Annotated in this window: 15 protein-coding genes and 1 pseudogene; 3 read left to right on the forward strand and 13 right to left on the reverse strand. The window is 70.9% G+C overall.

The window, feature by feature from the left end:
* Positions 1-7: 7 nt before the first annotated feature.
* From ACLF5H_RS33415 to ACLF5H_RS33430, 4 genes are all read right to left on the reverse strand, one after another.
* Positions 8-265 carry a hypothetical protein gene (locus ACLF5H_RS33415; RefSeq protein WP_421679764.1) on the reverse strand — a complete coding sequence of 86 codons (258 nt, stop codon included), beginning with the start codon at positions 263-265 and terminating at the stop codon, positions 8-10.
* A 124-nt stretch (positions 266-389) separates the two neighbouring features.
* Entirely contained in the window at positions 390-1886 is a 1497-nt protein-coding gene (locus ACLF5H_RS33420) for an FAD-dependent monooxygenase (protein ID WP_421679765.1), read from the reverse strand.
* 11 nt (positions 1887-1897) lie between these two features.
* Positions 1898-2650: a VC0807 family protein gene (locus ACLF5H_RS33425; RefSeq protein ID WP_421679766.1), complete on the reverse strand. Its 753-nt coding sequence runs from the start codon at positions 2648-2650 to the stop codon at positions 1898-1900.
* A 31-nt stretch (positions 2651-2681) separates the two neighbouring features.
* The gene (locus tag ACLF5H_RS33430; protein ID WP_421679767.1) at positions 2682-3335 is read right to left on the reverse strand and encodes a TetR/AcrR family transcriptional regulator; all 654 of its coding nucleotides are present in this window, start codon (positions 3333-3335) and stop codon (positions 2682-2684) included.
* A gap of 75 nt (positions 3336-3410) precedes the next feature.
* Between ACLF5H_RS33430 and ACLF5H_RS33435 the strand changes: the two genes are divergently transcribed.
* The gene (locus ACLF5H_RS33435; protein WP_421679768.1) at positions 3411-4202 is read left to right on the forward strand and encodes a helix-turn-helix domain-containing protein; all 792 of its coding nucleotides are present in this window, start codon (positions 3411-3413) and stop codon (positions 4200-4202) included.
* Here ACLF5H_RS33435 and ACLF5H_RS33440 read toward each other — a convergent pair.
* Together ACLF5H_RS33440 and ACLF5H_RS33445 are read right to left on the reverse strand one after the other, a co-directional pair.
* Positions 4189-5802: an MFS transporter gene (locus ACLF5H_RS33440; protein WP_421679769.1), complete on the reverse strand. Its 1614-nt coding sequence runs from the start codon at positions 5800-5802 to the stop codon at positions 4189-4191. The genes ACLF5H_RS33435 and ACLF5H_RS33440 overlap by 14 nt on opposite strands.
* A 133-nt stretch (positions 5803-5935) precedes the next feature.
* Positions 5936-6049: pseudogene (locus tag ACLF5H_RS33445) on the reverse strand (Tat pathway signal sequence domain protein); the annotation flags it as partial.
* Positions 6050-6103: 54 nt separating this feature from the next.
* On the opposite strand from ACLF5H_RS33445, the gene ACLF5H_RS33450 reads away from it, so the two are divergent.
* Entirely contained in the window at positions 6104-7705 is a 1602-nt protein-coding gene (locus ACLF5H_RS33450; protein ID WP_421679770.1) for a beta-N-acetylhexosaminidase, read from the forward strand.
* Between the two features lie 64 nt (positions 7706-7769).
* On the opposite strand, the gene ACLF5H_RS33455 is transcribed toward ACLF5H_RS33450, so the two are convergent.
* From ACLF5H_RS33455 to ACLF5H_RS33480, 6 genes are all read right to left on the reverse strand, one after another.
* Positions 7770-9539 carry an IucA/IucC family protein gene (locus tag ACLF5H_RS33455; RefSeq protein ID WP_421679771.1) on the reverse strand — a complete coding sequence of 590 codons (1770 nt, stop codon included), beginning with the start codon at positions 9537-9539 and terminating at the stop codon, positions 7770-7772.
* Positions 9536-10069 (reverse strand): GNAT family N-acetyltransferase, encoded by a 534-nt coding sequence (locus ACLF5H_RS33460; protein ID WP_421679772.1) that lies wholly within the window; start codon positions 10067-10069, stop codon positions 9536-9538. Before ACLF5H_RS33460 ends, ACLF5H_RS33455 begins: the two co-directional genes overlap by 4 nt.
* Entirely contained in the window at positions 10066-11349 is a 1284-nt protein-coding gene (locus ACLF5H_RS33465) for a lysine N(6)-hydroxylase/L-ornithine N(5)-oxygenase family protein (protein ID WP_421679773.1), read from the reverse strand. The genes ACLF5H_RS33460 and ACLF5H_RS33465 overlap by 4 nt, the downstream gene beginning before the upstream one ends.
* The gene (gene desA, locus ACLF5H_RS33470) at positions 11333-12775 is read right to left on the reverse strand and encodes a lysine decarboxylase DesA (protein WP_421679774.1); all 1443 of its coding nucleotides are present in this window, start codon (positions 12773-12775) and stop codon (positions 11333-11335) included. The genes ACLF5H_RS33465 and desA overlap by 17 nt, the downstream gene beginning before the upstream one ends.
* A 110-nt stretch (positions 12776-12885) precedes the next feature.
* The gene (locus tag ACLF5H_RS33475) at positions 12886-13731 is read right to left on the reverse strand and encodes a siderophore-interacting protein (RefSeq protein ID WP_421679775.1); all 846 of its coding nucleotides are present in this window, start codon (positions 13729-13731) and stop codon (positions 12886-12888) included.
* A 33-nt stretch (positions 13732-13764) separates the two neighbouring features.
* Entirely contained in the window at positions 13765-14811 is a 1047-nt protein-coding gene (locus tag ACLF5H_RS33480) for an ABC transporter substrate-binding protein (protein ID WP_421679776.1), read from the reverse strand.
* Positions 14812-14950: 139 nt separating this feature from the next.
* On the opposite strand from ACLF5H_RS33480, the gene ACLF5H_RS33485 reads away from it, so the two are divergent.
* Positions 14951-15409 (forward strand): hypothetical protein, encoded by a 459-nt coding sequence (locus ACLF5H_RS33485; RefSeq protein WP_421679777.1) that lies wholly within the window; start codon positions 14951-14953, stop codon positions 15407-15409.
* Between the two features lie 61 nt (positions 15410-15470).
* On the opposite strand, the gene ACLF5H_RS33490 is transcribed toward ACLF5H_RS33485, so the two are convergent.
* A complete protein-coding gene (locus ACLF5H_RS33490) occupies positions 15471-16631 on the reverse strand; it encodes an acyl-CoA dehydrogenase family protein (protein WP_421679778.1) in 1161 nt (386 codons plus the stop codon).
* Position 16632: the final 1 nt, after the last annotated feature.

Here is a 16632-nt window from a genome sequence, read left to right on the forward strand (position 1 = left end):
GGTATTCCTAGCCGTAGACCATGCGGCGCAGCTGCCTGAGCGTCAGCTCGGGCGGTGCCACCGCTCGATATCTGAGGTCCGCCTCGATCCGTTCGAAGATCGCCGCGTTCACCAGGCCCTGGGCCTGGAGCTCGCGGTGGCGGCGACGGACGAAATCCTCCGTCGACTCGTCGAAATAGGCGAGCACGTCCTGGATCACCCGCAGCGCCTCGCCCCTGCCGAGGGGCGTGGATCGCGTCAGATGATCTACGAGTTCGTCGTGCACCCGTAGATCCTCTGGTACCGGCGCGGGTTTCGCAAGAATCCTGCCCGATATCGGGCACCGAGGGGGTGGGCGAGGTGCTGAACTCCTGTTCGGTCGCTGTGTTCTGCGTCACTCAAGGGGGCGATCAGCGGAACTCGTCGGCCGGACGGGGGCCGGCGGCCGGGGTCGTGGGCGGGCCGAACCAGCGTGTGAGGGCGGAGCGCAGTTCGTGCGGGTCGTCGTCCGGGCCCGCCCAGCAGACGTAGCCGTCGGGCCGGACCAGCAGCGCTTCGCCCTCGTCGGCCAGGGGTCCGCGGTCGAGGCGGTCGACGCGGTCCGACCAGGCGCTCGCCGCGGCGGTGACCGCTGACGCGGCGTCGGCCAGCAGGGCTCCGCGCCCGTCCGGCAGCCGGACGCCGGGCGCCCGCGCCCCCAGCAGCGGATGGTCCGGCGCGCCGGGCATGGGATAGCGGATGTCCGTGCCGGCGATCATGGCGGCGACGCGGCGGTTCGCCTCGGGCACGGTGAGCAGGTCGGTGAGCAGGTCGCGTACCACCATGGCGTCCGGGTCGGGGAGCGTCAGCACCATCTGGGCCTGGGTGTTGGCCAGGACCCGGGCGCCGACGGGGTGCCGCTCCGCGTGATAGGTGGCCAGCAGCCCGTCCGGGGCCCGGCCCCGGAGCGTGGCGGCCAGCTTCCAGCCGAGGTTGAAGGCGTCCTGCATGCCGAGGTTGAGGCCCTGCCCTCCGGCGGGGGCGTGGATGTGGGCGGCGTCACCGGCCAGCAGGACGCGGCCCTCGGCGTAGCGCTCGGCCTGCCGGGAGGCGTCGGTGAAGCGGGAGGCCCAGCGTACGGCGCGCAGTGCGCGGGGCGGGCCGGGGCAGCGGGCCAGCGCCGCGCGCACCTCGTCGTCGGTGACGGGGGCGTCGCGGTCGACGCCCTGCTGCTCGGGGCCGCCGAGGATCAGCCGGTGCACGCCGTCGCCGAGCGGGAGCAGGAAGGCGACGCCCTCGGGGTCCGGGGTGAGGTCGGGCAGCTGCCAGGACTCGCCGGGGCCGTCCGATCCGCCGTCGGCGGGGGCGAGTTCGATGTCGGCGACGGCCATGCCGACGCGGCCGTCCCGCCCGGGGAAGGGCGTGCCCAGGAGGTGGCGCACCGTGCTGCGCCCGCCGTCGGCGCCCACCAGATACCGGGCCCGGCAGGTGGACTCGGTGCCGTCGGGGCCGAGGAGGGTGGCGGTGACCCCGTCCGCGTCCTGCCGCAGCGACGTCAGCTCTCGTCCGCGCAGCACGGGGACGCCGTACCGGGCGAGGTGGTCCTCCAGGAACTCCTCGACGCGGGCCTGGGGGATGCCGACCTGGTGCGGGAAGGCCGTGTCCAGCGCGCTGTAGTCGAGCGGCAGTCCGGCGAAGTGGCCGGCGGGCAGGAGGGTCAGCGACCGGTCCAGGACCGGTGCCAGCCAGCCTCGGCAGTCCAGCACCTCGGCGGTGCGCGGTTGCAGGTTGAGCGCCTTGGAGTGGCCGGTCCGGTGGGGCAGTCGCTCCGCGACGGCCGCGCGCACTCCGGCCAGGCCCAGTTCGTTGGCGAGCAGCAGGCCGGTCGGGCCCGCTCCCGCGATCAGTACCTCGATGTCGGTGTCCACCGTCGCTTCCCTCATACCTTCAGGCCGTTGCGGGTGACGTACCAGTTGTGGAACCCGATCAGGCCGCCGAGCATCGCCAGCCAGAGCAGGGTGCTGGTGAGCGGGAAGGCGTCCACCGAGATGGTGTACACGAGCACGACGCGCAGGACCGCGTCGAGCAGGAACACCGCGCCCCACACCGCCGTGAGCGTCCGCAGATGGTGGCGGAACGCCGGTTCCGTGTCCCAGCGGGCCTCCCACTCCCTGAGGCCGGTCTCGCCGACCTTGGCGATGACGATGCCGCGCGAGGAGGTCATGATGAACGGGCGCCGGGTGAGGAGAGTGCCGAGGATCCAGCATCCGATCGCGGCGGTGACCCAGCTGTCCCTGAGGTTCAGCACCCGCGGGCTGCCGGTGACCATGGACAGCGCGGTGGCGAGGGCCACCAGGCTCAGCGAGAACAGGGCCATCGCGTTGACCCGCCGCTGCCGCACGATGCCGTAGCCGATCCACGGCACCAGCAGCAGACCGCTTGCGACCAGCGCGAGCCACTGGCCGGTGCCGGCGGCACGCAGACCGTAGTAGGAGCCGAGCGGCAGGACGAGTTCGAAGAGCAGCTGCGCGCCGATCTGCCGGCGGAGCGCGGTGGTACGGCGGCGGGCCTCGGCCGCCGTAGCCGCTTCGGCCGCTGTGGCCGCTGTGGCCGCTGTGGCGGCTGTGGCGGCGGTTCCGGCGGTTTCAGCGGCCGGATTCGGGTCGGTCTGTGGTACCTGGCGGGTGGCCATGGCGATTCCCCCGTGTGTGTCGTGTCCGTGATTATCGTGAGCTGGCACTGCTGGCACTGGTGGCGCGGTCGAAGAGGTCCGCGAGCTCGCGGCCCGCGGCGCGTACGTCGAGGTCGGGCTCGTCGCGGGCGCGGCGCACGACGTCGTCGATGGCGGCGCGGATCGCCCGCATCAGCACCCACGGGTCGAAGTCGCAGAACTCGCCCGCCTGTTGCCCCTTGCGGATCTGCTCCACCTGGAAGGCGAGGACCGCCTCCATTCCCTGCGTGAACGCGACCATGCCGGGGTCGCCGCCGCGAAGGTTGCCCAGGACCTCGGCGAGCGCCGCCAGATGGTTCGGGTACTCGGCGAGCAGATCGAGGTTGCCCTCGATGGAGGCGCGCAGGCGGGCCGCGTAGCGCTCGTGGGCCTCGATGCGGGGCCGCATATAGACGTCCGCGACCCGCATCGCCTCGGCGACGACCTCGCGCATCAGGTCGTCCCGGCCGTCGAAGTGGTAGGAGATCATTCCCGTGCTGCTCAGCCCCGCACGCTGCGCGATCTTCATGAACGAGGCCCGCTGGTAGCCGACCTCGGCGATGACGTCGATCGCCGCGGCGACGATCTGGGCACGGCGGCCCGTCTCCGTGAAGGACTTGGCCCGCCCTCCAGCCCGTTGCTTGCCCGTGCTGTTTCCTGCTTGCATGAGCAAGACCTTAGCCGTGTTTGCTTGCCTGAGCAAGACAACTGCCGCACGGAGGGCCCCAGTAGAGTGGGATCCGTGACCAACCGGGGGCACATCAGCATCAGTTACGAGAAGCGCGCGAGCATCGTCATCCCGCTCACGCCCGGGGCGGGTCTGCCCACGCACAGCCACCCCCAGCACCAGCTCACATGGGTGCCGACCGGACTGCTGACGATGGCGGTGAACGACTCCCAATGGGTCGTGCAGCGCTCGCGCGCGCTGTGGCTGCCCGGCGGCGTGGAGCACGCCATCCTCCCCGGTTCCTCCTGCGCGATGCTCTCGCTGTACTTCGAGCCGTACGAGTGCCCGCTGCGCTGGGAGGCGCCGACCGTGCTCGACGCCACCGGACTGGTCGGGCCGTTGCTGTCCCACCTCGTGGAGCTGGGCGACGGCCCCGATGCCGCGGACCGCCGTGCCCGCGCCACGGCGGTGCTGTGGGATCTGATGAAGCCCCTGTCGGTCACCACGCTCCCGACGATCCTTCCCACCGACCCGCTGGCCCTGCGGATCGCCCTCGCGATACGACAGGACCCGGCGGACGGCAGGGACTTGGCGGACTGGGGCCGGGAGGTCGGCGCCTCGTCCCGCACCCTGTCGCGCCGGTTCCGGGCCGAGACCGGGGTGAGCTTCACCAGCTGGCGTACCTTCCAGCGGCTCAGCGCCGCGCTGCCGCTGCTGGGTGCCGGGCAGCCGGTCGCGCGGGTCGCCCGCGCGGTCGGCTACGGGAGCCCGAGCGCGTTCGTCGCCGCGTTCCGACGGGAGATCGGCGCCACTCCGGCCGCGTACTTCGGCGCGAGCGGCGCCGGGCCCGGACTCACCCCGTCGTGAACTCCCGCGCGGACGCCCGTCGGCCGACACGGCGGCGGTCGATCGCGAAGGCGGCCAGCGCGAGCACCACCGAGGCCGCGGCGACGGCCGAACCCAGGGTCAGCATGGAGTTGAGCGCGTCGACCGACGCGTGGTCGGCGACCCGGGTCAGCGCCGGCGCGCTGTCCCGCAGCCCCGGCGGCAGCGCCGCGACCACCTGGTGACCGGACGCGGACCCGACCTGGTGGACGAACTGTTCCCGCAGCTCCCGCGGCACCGCACGCGTGCCGGGGAGCGCCGCGATCCCCGAGGCGGCCTGGTGCTCGGCCACATGACTGAACATCGAGCCGAGCCCGGCGATGCCGACCGCCATACCGATCTGCCGCAGCGTGCCGAAGGTGGCACTGGCCATGCCCGCGTTCTCCGGTGCGGCGAAGGTCAGGGACGCTGCCTGGTTGGCCGCGGTGATCGCGCCGAGGCCGGCCCCGCCGATCACCTCCCCGGCCAGGAAGTGGGTCCAGCCGTCGTGGTGGCCGAAGCCGCCGAGGAGGAACATGCCCACCGCGACCAGCGCCATGGTGGCCGTCAGCGAGACCGAGATCGGCAGCTTCTTCGCGAAGACCGCGGTCAGCGGCGCGGCGATCATCGCGCTGACGCTGATCGGGATCACCCGCAGTCCCATCTGGAGCGGGGTGCAGTCGAGCGTGCCCATGAGGAAGAGCGAGAGGTAGGTGGTCGCGGCCATCAGCGTGGCCATGTGCCCGACCGACACGATCGCGGTGCCGACGAACCCGGGCTTCCGTGCCATGGCGAGGTCGAGCAAGGGGTGTTTGGCCCCTCTCATCTGCCAGGCCAGAAAGCCGAGTACGAGCACGGCCGCCGCGCTGAGCAGTCCGATCACGGTCGGCGACGTCCAGCCGAGCGCGCTGCTGCGGGTCACGGCGAACACCCCGGTCACCAGGCCGCCGGTGAGCAGCAGCGAGCCGAGTCCGTCCGTCCGGAGGCCGGGGGCCCGCGGCGGCTCGGGCATCTTCAGCGCGGCCAGTACCAGGACCGCGGTGCCGATGGGCAGGTTGACGGTGAAGATCGAGCGCCAGCCGAACTCCGTCACCAGCGCGCCCCCGATGACCGGGCCGAGTACGGTCGCTCCCGCCATCACGGCGCCGTAGACGCCGATCGCCTTCGCCCGGGCCGCGGCCTCGGGGAACGCGGCCGACAGCAGCGGCAGCGCGGTGGCGAAGAGCATCGCGGCGCCGACGCCCTGGACCGCGCGCAGGGCGTCGAGCTGCACAATACTGCTCGCGAGCGTCAACGCCAGCGACGCGCCGGTGAACACGGCCATGCCGGACAGGAACATCCGCTTGCGTCCGAGCCGGTCGCCGAGCGTGGCGAAGGTCAGCATGAAGCCGGCCAGCGGGATCGAGTAGGCGTCCACGACCCACTGGAGGCCGTCGATGGAGGCGTCGAAGCGCGATCGGATGTCGGCGAGGGCGGCGGTGACGACGGTCGCGTCGAGCATCAGCATGAAGATCGCGACACAGACCAGCAGCAGCACCAGTCCCGATCGGCGTGCTGCGTCCACGGGCGGCACCCCGCGTGCGGTCGGCAGGGTCAAGGACATGGATCCCCCTTGTGAACAGGTGTCGAGGAGTCGCGGAGAAGCACCGCCGTGCGCGGTCCACGCCGCACCGATCACGCTAGGGACCGACCGGCCTGACGGAAACAACGCACCGGGACTACCGATGTCGCGCGGCGGACAGCCCGGCGGACAGCCCGGCGGGAACGCGGAGCGGCCCGACTCCCTTGTCCCGGCCCGGGGTGAGCCGCGGGGCGTCACCGTCGAAGACTCGGGTGCCGTCCTTCTGGATGGTTTCGGCGGATCTGCGGGAGAGTGGTCACGACCAGATTCGAAGGGAGCGCATGTGACACGGAACGACCGTACGACTCCCCGAACCGCCCGCGTCCTCGGTTCGCTGCTGCTTGTCGCGGCGGCCGGTGCCTTCACCCTCGGCGCCGCGCCCGCACCGCCCGAGGCCCCCGTCACCCCCCTGAACCAGGTGGTCCCGGCCCCCGCCTCCGTCACCCCGGGCGGAGCGCCGTACCGCATCACCCGCGCCACCGCCGTCCGGGTGGACGGCTCGGCCGAGGTCCGGCGCGTCGGCGCCTATCTCGCCGGCATCCTGCGGCCCTCCACCGGCTATCCGCTGCCGCTCACCGAGCGCGGCGGCGGGGGCATCCGACTGCACCTGGAGAAGGGGGACTTCGGCGCCGAGGGCTACCGGCTGCGCAGCGGCCCCGCCGGTGTCACGCTCACCGCGAGCGCCCCGGCCGGTCTCTTCCACGGCGTGCAGACGCTGCGCCAACTCCTCCCGGCCGCCGTCGAGAAGAGGACTGTCCAGCACCGCAGCTGGCGGATCGCCGGCGGCACCGTCGAGGACCGTCCCCGCTACGCCTACCGGGGCGCCATGCTGGACGTCTCCCGGCACTTCTTCACCGTCGCCCAGGTGGAGCGGTACATCGACGAACTCGCGCTGTACAAGGTCAATGAGCTGCATCTGCACCTCAGCGACGACCAGGGCTGGCGCATCGCCGTCAACTCCTGGCCCAGGCTCGCGCGTTACGGCGGCGCGAGCGAGGTCGGCGGCGGCAAGGGCGGCTTCTACACCCAGGCCGAGTACCGGCGCCTCGTCTCCTACGCGGCCTCCCGCTATGTGGAGGTCGTGCCCGAGATCGACCTGCCCGGCCACACCAACGCGGCCCTCGCCTCCTACGCGAAGCTCAACTGCGACGGCGTGGCACCCCCGCGCTACACGGGCACCGAGGTCGGCTTCAGCTCGCTGTGCGTGTCCAAGGACGTCACGTACACCTTCGTGAACGACGTCATCAAGGAGCTGGCCGCGCTCACCCCGGGCCGCTATCTGCACATCGGCGGCGACGAGGCGCACTCCACCAGCCACGCCGACTATGTGACCTTCATGGACCGCGTCCAGCCGATCGTCGCCAAGTACGGCAAGAAGATCATCGGCTGGCATCAGCTCACCGGCGCCCACCCCGCGCAGGGCGCCCTCGCCCAGTACTGGGGGCTGGACAGCACCAGTGCGGCCGAGAAGGAGCAGGTGGCGCAGGCCGCCCGCAACGGCACGGGGCTGATCCTGTCCCCGGCCGACCGGGTCTATCTCGACATGAAGTACACGAAGGACACCCCGCTGGGGCTCAGTTGGGCCGGGCTGGTCGAGGTGCGCCGGTCGTACGACTGGGATCCGGGCGCCTATCTGGCGGGCGTGCCCGCGTCGGCGGTCAAGGGGGTGGAGGCGCCCCTGTGGTCGGAGACGCTGAAGACCTCGGCCGACATCGACTACATGGCCTTCCCCCGGCTGCCCGGCGCGGCCGAGCTGGGCTGGTCGCCCGCCGCCACCCATGACTGGGACAGCTACAAGGTACGGCTGGCCGCCCAGGGCCCACGCTGGGACGCCCTCGGCATCGGGTACTACCACTCGCCGCAGGTGCCTTGGCCCAGCGGCTGAGAAGAAGGTGAACGGACGCCCCGGAGGACCGTACTCCGGGGCGCCCGTCCGTCGGTGTCCGGCGTCAGCGGCCGGCCAGCGGATTGCGCAGCGTGCCCACCAGCTGGAGCGCCCCGGAGGGATCCGCGAGGTCCACCATCTGCCGGTTGTCGCGCAGCTGGAGCCGGTTGAGGCAGGACAGCGCGAACTCGGGCGCGAACAGGTCGTACTGCCGGAACCGGTCGGCGAGTCGGGGGTTCGCCTCCTGGTACTCGCGGGAGATCTCCGCGACCGTCCGCCAGAACTCGTCCTCGGTGAGGACGCCCTCGGCGGCGAGGTTCGCGGCGAGGAAGCGGAAGAAGCAGTCGAAGACATCGGTGAAGATCGACAGCAGCTTCTGGTCCTCCGGGATGTCGGCCCGGATCCGGGCGACCTCCGGCGGCAGCACGGCGTCCGGGTCCATCACCACGATCTCCTCGGCGATGTCCTTGTAGACGGCCCGCTGCACGACCCCGTCCCGCAGCACCAGGATGGTGTTCTCGCCGTGCGGCATGAACGCCAGGTCGTAGGCGTAGAGGCTGTGCAGCAGCGGGGTGTAGTACGCCCGCAGGTACCGGCGCAGCCACTCGGCGGGCGCGAGCCCCGACCGCTCGATCAGGACCCCGGCGACGGACGCGCCCTCGTGGTCGACATGCAGCAGGGAGGCCATGGTGGCGAGCGTCTCGCCGTCCGCGAGGGAGGGCACCGGGCTCTCCCGCCACAGCGCGGCCAGCATCTTGCGGTAGGGGGAGTAGCGGTCGGTGGCCCGCTCGTACTCCAGATGCCGGTAGCCGACGGCGGCCCGCTCGCGGATGATCGTCAGGCCGCTGCCCTTGAGCACCGGGTCGTTCTCGATCAGCTGGGCGAGCCAGTCGTTGATGGCGGGGGTGGCCTCCATGTAGGCGGCCGAGAGCCCGCGCATGAAGCCCATGTTGAGCACGGACAGGGCCGTCTTCACATAGTGCTTGTGCGGGGCGCTGGTGTTGAAGAAGGTCCGGATGGACTGCTGGGCGAGGTACTCGTCGTCGCCCTCGCCGAGCGGCACGAGGTGCCTGCGGGCCACTTCCGCCGCGAAGGTGACGGACAGCTTGTTCCACCACTGCCAGGGGTGGACGGGGATGAGCAGGTAGTCGGCCGGGTCGAGGCCCTGCGCGGTCAGCGTCCGCCCGAACCGCTCGACGGTCTCCTCGCCCAGCTCCGCCCGGATGAAGCCTTCGTACTCGATGCCGGTGCCCGCGGTGAAGGCGGCGCGGGAGCGGTGCGCGGCCAGCCACACCAGCCGGACCGGGTGCGCGGTCTCCGGGGCGTACGACAGGTACTCGTGGACCCCGAAGCCGAGCCGCCCGTTGTTCGCGACGAAGCAGGGGTGGCCCTCGGTCATCCCGGTCTCGATCGCCTGGAAGCCGCTCGACGCCAGCTCGGCCGACGTGACCTGGTGCTTGGCGAGCTTGTAGCAGGTGCCGGAGAGGGTGGAGGAGATCTCCTCCAGGTACACGGGCAGGATGGCGTCGCTCAGGCCGAGGGAACTCTTCAGCTCGATGAAGAAGTCCAGCGCGGCGAGCGGGAGTTCCTCGCCGTCGCGGTGCCGGGTGATCGAGCCGGCGTCGACCTCCCAGTGGTCCAGGGCGCGGCGCACGGCGGTGAACCGGTAGGCGGTGAGCTTGTCGTCGCCGCGCACGACATAGCCCTCGCCGTCCTCCTCGGGGGTGATCAGGCGCTCGTGCGCGAACTCGGCGAGCGCCTTGCGGATCAGCAGCCGGTTGGCCTGCGCCCAGCGCTCGGGGGACAGATGGGCCACGGACTCGGCGGGGGTCATGCGGTCACCGCCTTGGTGAACTGCTCGCGGGTGCAGAAGCTCAACAGGGCCTCTTTCTCCGGCTTCTGGATCTCGCGCTCGGCCACGAACCCGACGGCCGCGTTCAGCGCGTGCACCGCCTTGTTGCGCACATCCGGCTCCACGACGACGCGCTCGACGGCCGGGTCCTCGAAGAGGTGGGCCATGACGGCGGTGATGACGGCCTTGGTGAACCCGTGCTCGGGGGTGTCGGTCGCGGGGGTCAGGAAGTGCATCCCGACATCGCCCGGCCGCGGCTCGTAGAGGCCGACCAGTTCCCGGTGGGCGGGGTCGTACTTCTCCATGAGGAAGGCGGGGGCGCCGTCCCGGAGTCCGAGCAGCGCGTGCTGGTGCTCGTCGGCGGCTATCTCCATGTAGGTCCGCTCGACGTCCTCCAGTCTCGCGCCCTGCATCATCCAGAAGGCGGCCTTCGGGTGGGTGACCCAGGAGTGCAGCAGCTCGGCGTCCTCGATCGGGTCGACGGGCCGGAAGGCGAAGGTCAGGTCGGTCATACGGCGAACTCCTGGAAGGCGATGGACTTCTCGACCGGGTAGTACTCGCTGCCGAGCACCTCGCGGATGATGCTCGCGTTGCGGTAGGGGCCCATGCCCAGGTCGGGGCTGGTGATGCTGTGGGTGTGGACGCCGGCGTTCTGGAGGAAGACACCGCGCCCGGTGACGTCAATGGCGTAGTTGCGGGCGACGTCGAAGCGGCCGTGGCCGTCGAAGCGCAGCCGCTCGCGCAGCGGGGCGAGGAAGGCCGGGGGCGCGTAGTGGTAGCCGGTGGCCAGCACCAGGCCCTCGGTGCGGATCTCGAAGTCCTTGCCCTGCTCGTCCTGGCGGAAGCCGAGGGTGTACGCCCCCTCCTCGTGACGCGCGCTGTGCAGCGAGGAGTTGGTGAGCAGCCGGGTGGGCACCGGCCGGTCCCCGCTCGTCACGTTCTTCTGGTACAGCAGGTCGAAGATCGCGTCGATGAGGTCCGAGTTGATGCCCTTGAACAGGCCCTTCTGCTGCTTCTCCAGCCGGTAGCGGGTCTCCTCGGGCAGCGCGCGGAAGTAGTCGATGTAGTCCGGGGAGGTCATCTCCAGGGTCAGCTTGGTGTACTCCAGCGGGAAGAACCGCGGGGAGCGGGTGACCCAGTTGAGCTGGTAGCCGTGGACGTCGATCTCGGACAGCAGCTCGTAGTAGATCTCGGCCGCGCTCTGCCCGCTGCCGACCACCGTGATGGACTTCTTCCCCTGCAACTCTTCCTTGCGGTGCATGTACTGGGAGGTGTGCAGGAGGTCCCCGCCCAGGTCCCGGCAGGGCTCGGGGAGGTAGGGCACCGTGCCCGTGCCGAGCACGAGGTGCCGGGCGCGCAGGAGTTCACCGGCCGCGGTCCTCACGAGGTAGAGGTCGTCCTCGTACGACACCTCGGTGACGGTCGTGCCGAAGCGGACGCAGCTCAGCTTGCCGGCGGCCCAGCGGCAGTAGTCGTCGTACTCCACCCGCAGCGGATAGAAGTTCTCCCGGATGTAGAAGGAGTACAGCCGGCCCTTCTCCTTCAGGTAGTTGAGGAAGGAGTACGGCGAGGTGGGGTCGGCGAGGGTGACCAGGTCCGACATGAACGGGGTCTGGAGGTGGGCGCCGTCCAGGAACATCCCGGCGTGCCACTCGAAGTCGGGCTTCGACTCCAGGAAGACGGCGTCCAGTTCGGCGATCGGCTCGGTCAGGCAGGCGAGGCCGAGGTTGAAGGGGCCGAGCCCGATGCCCACGAGGTCGTGGATGCGGCTGGATTCAGGAAGCGCGGTCAAGGGACTCTCCCAGGTACTGCTCGGCGTGGCCGGCGATGAGATCGAGGACGGCGGCGATGTCGGACGGCGTCGTCTCGGGGTTGAGCAGGGTGAACTTCAGATAGTGGCGGCCGCCCACCTTGGTGCCCGCGACCACGGCGTCGCCGGAGGCGAACAGGGCCTTGCGGGCATGGAGGTTGGCGCGGTCGATCTCGGCCGGGTCGGTGACGGCGGCCGGTATGTAGCGGAAGACGAGCGTGGACAGGGACGGCTCGACCACGACGTCGTAGCGCGGGTCGGCGGCGAGCAGATGCCAGCCCTGGACGGCCAGGTCGCAGACCTCGTCGAAGAGTTCGCCGATGCCGTCCGCGCCCATGACGCGCAGCGTCAGCCACAGCTTGAGGGCGTCGAAGCGGCGGGTGGTCTGGAGGGACTTGTCGACCTGGTTGGGGATGCGCTCGCGCACCGCACGGCGCGGGTTGAGGTACTCGGCGTGGTAGGTGGCGTGCCGCAGCGTGGCCCCGTCGCGCACCAGCAGGGCGGACGAACTCACCGGCTGGAAGAAGGACTTGTGGTAGTCCACGGTGACCGAGTCGGCGCGCTCGATGCCGTCGATGCGGTGCCGGTACTTGCGCGAGGCGAGCAGCCCGCAGCCGTAGGCCGCGTCCACATGCATCCAGGCGCCGTGGCGGTCGCAGAGTTCGGCGATCTCGGGCAGCGGGTCGATGGAGCCGAAGTCGGTGGTCCCGGCGGTGGCGACGACCGCCATGGGCACCAGGCCCTCGGCGCGGCAGCGCTCCAACTCACGGGCCAGCGCGAGGGTCTGCATCCGCTTGTCGCGGTCGACGGGGACGGTGACGACCGCGTCGGGGCCGAGCCCGAGCAGTTTCGCCGACTTCTGCACGCTGAAGTGGCCGGCCTCGGAGGCGAAGATCCGCAGTTTCCCGAGGTCGTCGCCCTTGGCCTCCTCGCGGGCCAGCAGCAGCGCCTGGAGGTTGGACTGGCTGCCGCCGGAGGTGAACACGCCGTCGGCGGCGGGGCCGAGGCCGATCCGCGCGGTCGTCCAGTCGATCAGCTTGCGCTCGATGAGCGTGCCGCCGGCCGACTGGTCCCAGGTGTCCAGCGAGGAGTTGACCGCGGAGAGCACCGCCTCGCCGAGCACGGCCGGGATGACGACCGGGCAGTTGAGGTGGGCGAGGTAGCGCGGGTGGTGGAAGTAGACCGCGTCCTTCAGATAGACGTCCTCCAGCTCGTCGAGGACGGCGGCGGTGTCGCCGAGCGGGCGGTCGAGGTCGATGGCGTCGACGCGGGGGGACAGTTCGTCCACGGCGACGCCGGTGAACGGGCGCTCGGTGGCGGCGAGTTTGGCCGCCACCCGCTCGACTCCTTCGGTCACGGAACGGCGGTAGTGCTCCGCGGTGAGGCCATTGAGCAGGTGGGAGCGCATGGGGGGTCCTCCGTGGGGAAGTCCGTGGGGATTTAACTTAGGTTAGCCTAACCTAAGTTTCTTGGACCGGGACACACGTGTGCGGGGAACTCCCGCGGAAGGGCGGGTGACTATTCGCCGGTCGCCCGCAGCTGTTCCTCGGTCAGCCCGCGCCGCCAGTACCCGACGAAGGTCACCCTGCGCCGGTCGACCCCGAGGTCCCTGACGAAGTGCCGCCGCAGCGCCTTCACCTGACCGGACTCACCGGCGATCCAGACGTACGGGTGCGCCGCGTCGGGGAGCCGGGCGTCCTGGAGGGCGGCGAGCGGCTCGGGGGCGCCGTCGCCGCGCACCAGCCAGGTGATCTCCGCGTCGGCGTCCGTGCGCACGTCCTGGATGTCACCGGCGTGCGGCACCTGGAGCCAGGCGCGCACCCGGGTGCCCGCCGGGAGGGATTCGAGGATCGCGGTCGCGGCGGGTACGGCGGTCTCGTCGCCCCACATCACCACGAGGTCGGTGTCCTCGGGCGGGCGGAACCGGATGGCCCGGTTGTCGGCGAGCACCGGCCCGAGGACCAGCACCCGGTCCCCGGGGACGGCCCGCGCGGCCCACTGGGAGGCGGGTCCCGCGGGAGTGGCGGCGCCGGGTCCGACCCCGTGCAGGGCGAAGTCGATGTCGATCTCGTCCGGCTCCCGCCGCAGCTCCCGCAGGGTGTACGAGCGCATCACGGCCCGTACGTCCTCCGGGAGTTCGCGGTACTCCTGCCACCAGCTCTCGCCGAGGTCGAGCGGCACGACCGGCTCCCGCTGCCCGGGGTGCGGCAGGAACAGGGAGAGCGACTGATCCCGTCCGTCGGAGTGGAAGCCCCTCAGCTCGGCCCCGTCGAAGGTGACCCGCACCAGGGAAGGCCCGAGCCTTCTGGTGCGGGTGACCTGGAGGGAGAACAGCGTGAAGGGTTCGACGGCGGCCGTGGCCATGGGGGCTCCTGTCGGAAGGGGTGGGGGCTGCTGCTAGCTGACCTTCTTCGCCTTCTCCAGGGCCTCGGCGAGACTCGTCAGCAGCGGCACGCACTTGTCGTAGGAGAGGATCGGCTCGGGGGAGCGGGCGATGACCTGTCCCGCCTTGACCGCCGGCAGCTTCTTCCACGTCGGCTTGGCGATGTCCGCGGGCTGGATCGCCGACGAGCGGTCGTCCATCATGATGATGTCGGCCTGGTACTTGTCGACGTTCTCCCAGCTCAGCGACTCGTACCAGCCGCCGCCCTGCTTCTTCGCGCTCTCCGGCGGCTCCACGAAGTTCACGCCGAGGGCCTTGAAGTACTCCAGGTCTATGGAGAGATGTGTGCCCGAGACGTAGAAGAGCTGGTCGCTCGCGCTGCCGGCCATCACCTTGAGGTGCGGCTTGGCCTTGGCGGCGGCCCGCAGCCGGGCGGCGGCGGCCTCGAACCGCTTCTTCGCGTCGGTGACCTTGGCGGCCTTCATGTCCGCGCCGAGCGACTCGGCGAGGTCCCACATCCGCTGGAGCGGCTGGGTGATCTGCCGGTCGTACACGGAGATGCCGACGCTGGGCGCGAGTTCGGCGATCTGCTTGGTGGACTGCTCGGGGACGTACCAGAGGGTGCCGGCGCCGTCGAACATCGTGGTGATCAGCACGTCGGGGGCGAGGGCGGCGTACTTCTCGACGTTGAACTGGCCCCAGGCGTTGCCGAGGACGGTCACCTTGCTGACGTCCATGTCGCCGGCCTGGACGTCGGGCTTGCCGCCGGTGGTCGTGGTGGGGCCGAAGACGCCCTTGACCTGGACGCCGTAGTCGTAGAGCGCGGCGCCGACGCCGGTGAAGGCGACGATGTTCGCGGGGACCTTGTCCAGCTTCACGGTCTTGCCGCGGTCGTCCTTGAACGACCAGGGGCCCGACTTCGCCGCGCTCGACCCGCTGCCGGTGTCCTTGGCTTTGCCCTTGTCGTCCCCGCAGGCCGCGAGCGCGACGCCGAGTCCTACGGCGCCGCCCGCGGCGAGCAGGCCGCGGCGGGAGAGGTGGATGGCACGGGCATGGGACATGGAGAGAACCGCTTTCGAACGGGGCGCAGCGCCCGCCGGACAAGTGCGAGGCTTAGGTTAGCCTAACCTTTGCCGTCTCCCTAGGGGTGGCCTCGGCCGGACTCACCCGGCCCGTTCCCGGGGACCTTAAGGTGACGGCGTGTTCAATTCCTCGTGGCGTCCCCTGCGCCGGATCGCTCCGCTCGCCCTGCCTCTGCTGTGCGTCATGTCGTGCGGTTCGCAGGGTGTCGAGAAGACGGCGAAGGTGTCTGCGGACCGGGTGGTCGGCACCTGGCGGGCGGGGGACGGCGAGCGGTTGTCCTTCGCGGCCGATCGCACCTTCGCTTCCGGCGGCCTCGATGCGGAGAAACTGGCCGCGGACCATTGCCCGGGTGGGAAGGCCACCGGCAACTGGGCGTTCTTCGCGGAGCAGGACGGACTGTACGGAACGTCCGACAGCGCCGTCTCCGGCTCCGAGATCGGACTCGCCTTCGACGGGCCCCCGCAGGGGCGGTGCACCATCACCCTCGCGTTCGTGGACGGGGGCAAGACCCTCTGCGCCACCGATGACGCCGACGACCCCTGCGCCCTCGGCGTACGCTTCACCCGCCGCACATGAATCCGGGCACGTCCACCGGTGACTGCCGTGGACGTGCCCGTCGATCGGTGTCCCGGCGGGCTCAGCCCGCCAGCCCCAACTCCCGTGCGATGAGCATCCGCTGGACCTCGCTCGTGCCCTCGCCGATCTCCAGGATCTTGGAGTCGCGCCACATCCGGGCCACCGGGTACTCGTTCATGAAGCCGTAGCCGCCATGGACCTGGGTGGCCTCGCGGGCGTTGTCGACCGCGATCGTCGACGAGTACAGCTTGGCCATCGCCGCTTCCTTCTTGAAGGGCTCGCCCGCGACCAGCCGGTAGGCGGCGTCCCGCCAGGCGAGACGGGCGGTGTACGCCTTCATCTCCATGTCGGCGATCTTGAACTGGATCGCCTGGTTGGCGCCGATCGGACGGCCGAAGGCGTGCCGCTCCTTGGCGTACTTCACCGACTCGTCCACACAGCCCTGCGCCAGACCCGTCGCGAGGGCGGCGATGGCGATGCGGCCCTCGTCCAGGATGCGCAGGAACTGGGCGTAGCCCCGGCCCTCCTGGCCGACCAGGTTGGCGGCGGGCACGCGGACGTCCACGAAGGAGAGTTCACGGGTGTCGGAGGCGTTCCAGCCCACCTTGGAGTACGGCGCGGCCACCGTGAAGCCCGGGGTGCCGGACGGCACGAGGATGGAGGAGATCAGCGGCTTGCCGTCGGGCTTGCGGCCGGTGACCGCGGTGACCGTGACCAGCCCGGTGATGTCCGTACCCGAGTTGGTGATGAAGCACTTGGTGCCGTTGATCACCCATTCGCCGGTGTCGGGGTCGAGCCGGGCCGTCGTCCGCGTACCGCCCGCGTCCGAGCCGCAGTCCGGCTCGGTCAGACCGAAGCCGCCGAGGATCTCGCCCGCGCACAGCCGGGGCAGCCACTCGCGCTTCTGCTCCTCGGTGCCGAAGAGGTGGATCGGCATCGCGCCGAGCGAGACACCGGCCTCCAGGGTGATCGCCACCGAGGAGTCCACCCGGGCCAGCTCCTCCAGGGCGATACCGAGCGCCAGATAGTCGCCGCCCATGCCGCCGTACTCCTCCGGGAACGGCAGCCCGAACAGACCCATCCGGCCCATCTCACGGACGATCTCGTACGGGAACTCGTGCCGCTCGTAGAAGTCGCCGATCTTCGGCGCCACGACATCGTGCGCGAACTCCTCCACCGTACGGCGGAGTTCCTCCAGCTCGGGGCTGAGGCGGTGGTCCATG

Source organism: Streptomyces sp. LaBMicrA B280 (assembly GCF_049222185.1).
Classification (GTDB): Bacteria; Actinomycetota; Actinomycetes; order Streptomycetales; family Streptomycetaceae; genus Streptomyces; species Streptomyces murinus.

What these genes read in the sequence shown, in the direction of transcription:
- ACLF5H_RS33455 (WP_421679771.1), bottom strand. Translation starts at nt 9,539, where the DNA reads ATGACCCCCGCCGAGTCCGTGGCCCATCTGTCCCCCGAGCGCTGGGCG.
- ACLF5H_RS33430 (WP_421679767.1), bottom strand. Translation starts at nt 3,335, where the DNA reads ATGCAAGCAGGAAACAGCACGGGCAAGCAACGGGCTGGAGGGCGGGCC.
- ACLF5H_RS33475 (WP_421679775.1), bottom strand. Translation starts at nt 13,731, where the DNA reads ATGGCCACGGCCGCCGTCGAACCCTTCACGCTGTTCTCCCTCCAGGTC.
- ACLF5H_RS33490 (WP_421679778.1), bottom strand. Translation starts at nt 16,631, where the DNA reads ATGGACCACCGCCTCAGCCCCGAGCTGGAGGAACTCCGCCGTACGGTG.
- ACLF5H_RS33460 (WP_421679772.1), bottom strand. Translation starts at nt 10,069, where the DNA reads ATGACCGACCTGACCTTCGCCTTCCGGCCCGTCGACCCGATCGAGGAC.
- ACLF5H_RS33480 (WP_421679776.1), bottom strand. Translation starts at nt 14,811, where the DNA reads ATGTCCCATGCCCGTGCCATCCACCTCTCCCGCCGCGGCCTGCTCGCC.
- desA (WP_421679774.1), bottom strand. Translation starts at nt 12,775, where the DNA reads ATGCGCTCCCACCTGCTCAATGGCCTCACCGCGGAGCACTACCGCCGT.
- ACLF5H_RS33425 (WP_421679766.1), bottom strand. Translation starts at nt 2,650, where the DNA reads ATGGCCACCCGCCAGGTACCACAGACCGACCCGAATCCGGCCGCTGAA.
- ACLF5H_RS33440 (WP_421679769.1), bottom strand. Translation starts at nt 5,802, where the DNA reads ATGTCCTTGACCCTGCCGACCGCACGCGGGGTGCCGCCCGTGGACGCA.